At 67.0% G+C, this 4,983-nt stretch carries 5 protein-coding genes; all 5 read left to right on the top strand.

The genetic code is table 11. The features are described 5' to 3' along the window. Positions 1 to 1,460 (top strand): KUP/HAK/KT family potassium transporter (locus JWR86_RS01935; RefSeq protein ID WP_299559974.1); only part of this gene is annotated, 1,460 nt, incomplete at its 5' end. 7 nt (positions 1,461 to 1,467) lie between these two features. Beyond that, positions 1,468 to 2,127, top strand: a complete 660-nt coding sequence (locus tag JWR86_RS01930; protein WP_299559971.1) for a biosynthetic peptidoglycan transglycosylase — start codon at positions 1,468 to 1,470, stop codon at positions 2,125 to 2,127. A 195-nt stretch (positions 2,128 to 2,322) separates the two neighbouring features. Next, complete coding sequence (rpmI, locus tag JWR86_RS01925) at positions 2,323 to 2,523, top strand: 50S ribosomal protein L35 (RefSeq protein WP_299559968.1); 201 nt, start codon at positions 2,323 to 2,325, stop codon at positions 2,521 to 2,523. A 42-nt stretch (positions 2,524 to 2,565) separates the two neighbouring features. Further along, a complete protein-coding gene (gene rplT / locus JWR86_RS01920; protein ID WP_299559965.1) occupies positions 2,566 to 2,943 on the top strand; it encodes a 50S ribosomal protein L20 in 378 nt (125 codons plus the stop codon). A gap of 159 nt (positions 2,944 to 3,102) precedes the next feature. After that, on the top strand, positions 3,103 to 4,185 hold the full coding sequence (gene pheS / locus JWR86_RS01915) for a phenylalanine--tRNA ligase subunit alpha (protein WP_299559962.1): 1,083 nt from the start codon (positions 3,103 to 3,105) through the stop codon (positions 4,183 to 4,185). Positions 4,186 to 4,983: the final 798 nt, after the last annotated feature.

The following is a 4,983-nucleotide window of genomic DNA, read 5'->3' as shown; positions in this document are numbered from 1 at the left end:
CGGCCTTCACGCCCTACATTCTGCCGATCACCCTCGCGATCATCGTCGCTCTGTTTCTGGTGCAGAGCCATGGCACGGCCCGCATCTCGGCCCTGTTCGGGCCGATCATGGTCGTGTTCTTCCTGACCATCGGCATCGCGGCGCTGCCCCATATCGCGCGCGAGCCGGGCATCTTTCTGGCCCTCAATCCCTATTACGCGGTCCATTACGTCATGAGCCACGGCCACGCGGCGCTGATCGCGCTGGGCGCCGTGTTCCTGGCCGTGACGGGGGCCGAGGCGTTGTTTGCCGACCTCGGCCATTTCGGCCGCAAGCCGATCCAGCGCGCCTGGCTCGGTCTCGTCTTCCCGTGCCTGACCCTGAACTATCTGGGGCAGGGCGCCCTGGTGCTGCACGACCCGGACGCCGCCACCGAACCGTTCTTTCGGCTCGTGCCGGAATGGGGGCTGCTGCCGCTCGTCATCCTGGCCACCTGCGCGACCGTGATCGCCGCGCAGGCCAACATCACCGGCGCCTTCTCCCTGTCGCGGCAGGCGGTGCAACTCGGCATCCTGCCGCGGCTCGAGATCCGGCACACCTCAGAGACCCATTCGGGCCAGATCTACCTGCCGCAGATCAACAGCCTGCTGCTGATCGGCGTGATCGTCCTGGTGCTGATGTTCAAGTCGTCGAGCGCCATCGCGTCGGCCTATGGGGTCGCGGTGACGGGCACCATGCTGATCACCGGGACGCTGGCCTTCATCGTGGCGCGCCATGTCTGGGGCTGGAGCACCTTGCGGTCGGCCCTGACCATCTTCCCGTTCCTCGCGCTGGAACTCTGCTTCCTGGGCGCCAACCTGACCAAGGTGCTGGAGGGCGGCTACGTGCCCCTGCTCCTCGCCGCGTTCCTGATCCTGGTCATGGGCACGTGGGTGAAGGGCACCCGCATCCTGTTCGACAAGACGCGCAAGACCGACGTGCCACTGACGGATCTCGTGGGCATGCTGGGGCGGAGCCCGCCGCACCGGGTCAAGGGCACGGCCGTGTTCCTGACGAGCGACCCCAAGACGGCCCCCTCGGCCCTGCTGCACAACTTGAAACACAACAAGGTGCTGCACGAGCGCAACATCGTGCTCACGGTGAAGTCGCTCGACCTCCCACGGGTGTCCTCGGATGACCGGGTCACCGTGGAGCATGTCGGCGACTCGTTCTGGACCGTGGAACTGCGGTTCGGCTACATGGAAACACCGAACATCCCGCGCTCGCTGGCGCTGCTGCGCAAGCTCGGGTTCAAGTTCGACATCATGTCGACCTCGTTCTTCCTGTCGCGCCGCTCCATCCGGCCGGCGCTGCGCTCCTCCATGCCGCTCTGGCAGGACAAGCTGTTCATCGCGCTGGCCCGCGGGGCCTCGGACGCGACGGACTTCTTCCAGATCCCGACGGGGCGCGTGGTCGAGGTCGGCACCCAGGTCACGGTCTGACGCCGCGATGCGGCGGCTGGTTCGGCTCCTGCTCCTGCTGATCCTGGCCTATCCGGCGCTGGTGCTGGTTCTGGGGGCCGCCTATCTGGCCGTCCCGCCCATCTCGACGCTGATGCTGAGCCGGTGGCTTGGGGGCGAGGCGGCGAGCCGGACCTTCGTCCCGCTCGGCCGCATCGCCTCCACCCTGCCGGCGGCCGCGATCGCCTCCGAGGACGCGCGCTTCTGCCTCCATGGCGGCATCGACTGGGGGGCGCTGAACGAGGTCATCGAGGAGGCGGACGAGGGCGGCCCGAGCCGCGGCGCGTCCACCATCCCGATGCAGGTGGCCAAGAACCTGTTTCTGTGGCCGGGCCGGTCGGTGATCCGCAAGGCGATGGAGATCCCGATCGCCATGTATCTCGACCTTATCTGGCCCAAGCGCCGGATGATCGAGGTCTATCTCAACATCGCCGAATGGGGCGAGGGGGTGTTCGGGGCCGAGGAGGCGGCCCGGCGCCATTTCGGCAAGCCGGCCGCGAGCCTGTCCCGACGCGAGGCCGCCCTGCTGGTCACGGCGCTGCCGAGCCCGCTGCGCCGCAATCCGGCCCGGCCGACCGGACGGCAATCCAGCCAGGCGAACACCATTCTGGCCCGCATCGCCGACACGCCGCTCCAGTGCCTGCGCTGAGGCGCGAGGGGGCCGGACGGTCCGGAAGCTGTTGCTCTCGCACGCCCCCTCTGGCATAAGCCCGGCCTCGAACCGCCCGGCCGAAAGGGCTGCCGTGGCGGTTCGACATGCTCCAGCAGCATCAGCGTCCCGGGCTCGGATTCCTTCCCGCATCCCGCGCGGCGCATATCGGCCGTCGGGCCGTAGGAGAGCAAAATGCCCAAGCTGAAGACCCATTCGGGTTCCAAGAAGCGGTTCAAGATCACCGGCACCGGCAAGGTGATGCGGGCTCAGGCCGGCAAGCGCCACGGCATGATCAAGCGGACGAACAGCCAGATCCGTAACCTCCGCGGCACGACCACGATGTTCAAGGGCGACGCCGACAACGTGAAGAAGTTCTTCCTGCCGAACGGCTGAAGCCTTCACGCCCACCCGTCCTAGACATCCAGGAGATACATCATGGCTCGCGTAAAACGCGGCGTGACCAGCCACGCCAAGCATAAAAAAGTCCTCGAGGCCGCCAAGGGCTATTATGGCCGGCGCAAGAACACCATCCGGATCGCCAAGCAGGCGGTCGAGAAGGCGATGCAATACGCCTATCGCGACCGCAAGAATCGGAAGCGCACCTTCCGGTCGCTGTGGATCCAGCGCCTGAACGCGGCCTCCCGCGAGCACGGCCTGACCTATTCGCGCCTGGTGGACGGCATGGCCAAGGCCGGCATCACGATCGACCGCAAGGTTCTGTCGGACATCGCCATTCGGGAGCCGGAATCCTTTGCCGCGATTGTGGCTCAGGCCAAGGCGGCGCTGCCGCCGGAGTTGCTCAAGGCGGCCTGACGCTCGCCCCTTTCACCTTGATTGTCATGGCCGGGCCGGCCTTCGGATGCGTTCCGAGGGCCGCCCCGGTCATCCCGATGCGGCGAGGCGCTGCGGTTCTCCGATCGGGGTCCCCGGGACGAGCCCGGCGACGACGCGCCTGAGGCAGATCGCGCCGCCATGACCGACCTCCTGACACTTGAACGTGACCTCCTGGCTCAGGTCTCGGCCACGCCCGACGAGGCGGGGCTGGAGAGCTTGCGGGTCGCGACCCTCGGCAAGAAGGGCTCCGTCTCCGAGCTCCTGAAGACGCTGGGCCGCATGAGCGCCGACGAGCGCCGCATCCAGGGCCCGCTCATCAACGGGCTCCGTGACGCCGTGCAGGCCGCGATCGCCGAGCGTCGGGAGGCGCTGGCCGGGGCCGCCCTCGATGCCCGTCTGGCATCCGAACGCCTCGATGTGACCCTGCCGGTGCGGCCAGGTCCCGAGGTCTCGGGCCGCATCCACCCGATCAGCCAGGTGGTCGACGAGATCACGGCCATCTTCGCCGACTTGTGCTTCCGGGTCGCGGAAGGGCCCGATGTCGAGACCGATGAGCTCAACTTCACGGCGCTCAACTTCCCGGTCGGCCACCCGGCCCGGGAGATGCACGACACGTTCTTCCTGAAGCCGGACCGCGACGGCCACCGGAAGGTCCTGCGGACGCACACATCGCCGGTGCAGATCCGCACCATGCGGAGCCAGCAGCCGCCGATCCGGGTGATCATCCCGGGCCGGACCTACCGGCACGATTCCGACCAGACCCACACGCCCATGTTCCACCAGGTCGAGGGGCTGGTCATCGACGACCGGGCCACCATCGCCAACATGCGCTGGGTGCTGGAGGAGTTCTGCCGCGCCTTCTTCGAGGTCGACGAGGTGAAGATGCGGTTCCGGCCGTCCTTCTTCCCCTTCACCGAGCCCTCGATGGAGGTCGACATCCAGTGCTCGCGCCGCGGCGACGAGATCCGCTTCGGCGAAGGCGACGACTGGCTCGAGATCCTGGGCTGCGGCATGGTGCACCCGAACGTGCTCCGCAATTGCGGGCTCGATCCGGACCAGGTGCAGGGTTTTGCCTGGGGGATGGGCATCGACCGCATCGCCATGCTCAAATACGGCATGCCGGACCTGCGGGCCTTCTTCGACGCAGACGTCCGCTGGCTCGAGCATTACGGCTTCCGTCCGCTCGACCTTCCGACGCTGGTGGGAGGGCTGACCTCATGAAGTCTGAAGATTGGACGCCGGAGCGGCTGAGCGGGCTTGGGACCGAAGCCCTTCGTGGTCTGCGCTCCAACGCTGAACGCCGGAGTGCCACGGATCTTGTCGCACGATGCGATGCCGAACTGTCGGCTCGGGTTCCGCGAGCAGAGAGGACGGCCGCGAGCCATACGGGTGAGTACGTCTCAGAGTACCACTTTGTCTGCGACCGGGACCGCGGCGTTGATTTCGAGCCTGACGGCTCATTCTGGACCGGCTCGTGGGTGGTTTCTCCGCTTCAGGTGGCCCGAAGCATCAGATTCCGGGCCGTTGTTGCTCTCCACGCGGCGCGGGCGGAGCGTTCGTACAGGCAGGGCCGTCTTGTTGGGTCGCGGTCGATGGACCGCGCGATGATCAACAAGACGAATCTAGGTGTCGCTCTTAGGGCCGAGCCGATCGAGGGATCACTCGCTTGGGCGGGGCGCGCGACTGGAGAAAAGGGCTACCGTTGGGCAAAGCTCAGCCCCGGGCAACAGGGGTAGCTGGCGGGGAGCGGCAGCCGGCCTCCGGCGGCCCACATCGAACCACCCGAGCTGACCGGCCGCTCGGGACAGAATGCGGCACGCAGGGGTCGCCCAATCCCGTGCCAGGCGTGACCAGCCAATCCATCCCGTTCGGGGAAGACGTAGCAGCCGAATTGTACGCTCTTCTTAGACGCACCTACGGTTTCGAGCGCACATGAAATTCACCCTCTCCTGGCTCCGCGATCATCTCGAAACCGCGGCCTCGCTGGATGAAATCACCGAGACGCTGACCCGCATCGGG

Origin of the sequence: Enterovirga sp. (assembly GCF_028290205.1) — a bacterium.
In the GTDB taxonomy this organism is placed as follows: Bacteria; Pseudomonadota; Alphaproteobacteria; order Rhizobiales; family Beijerinckiaceae; genus Enterovirga.
This window is presented reverse-complemented; position numbering and strand designations above follow the sequence as displayed.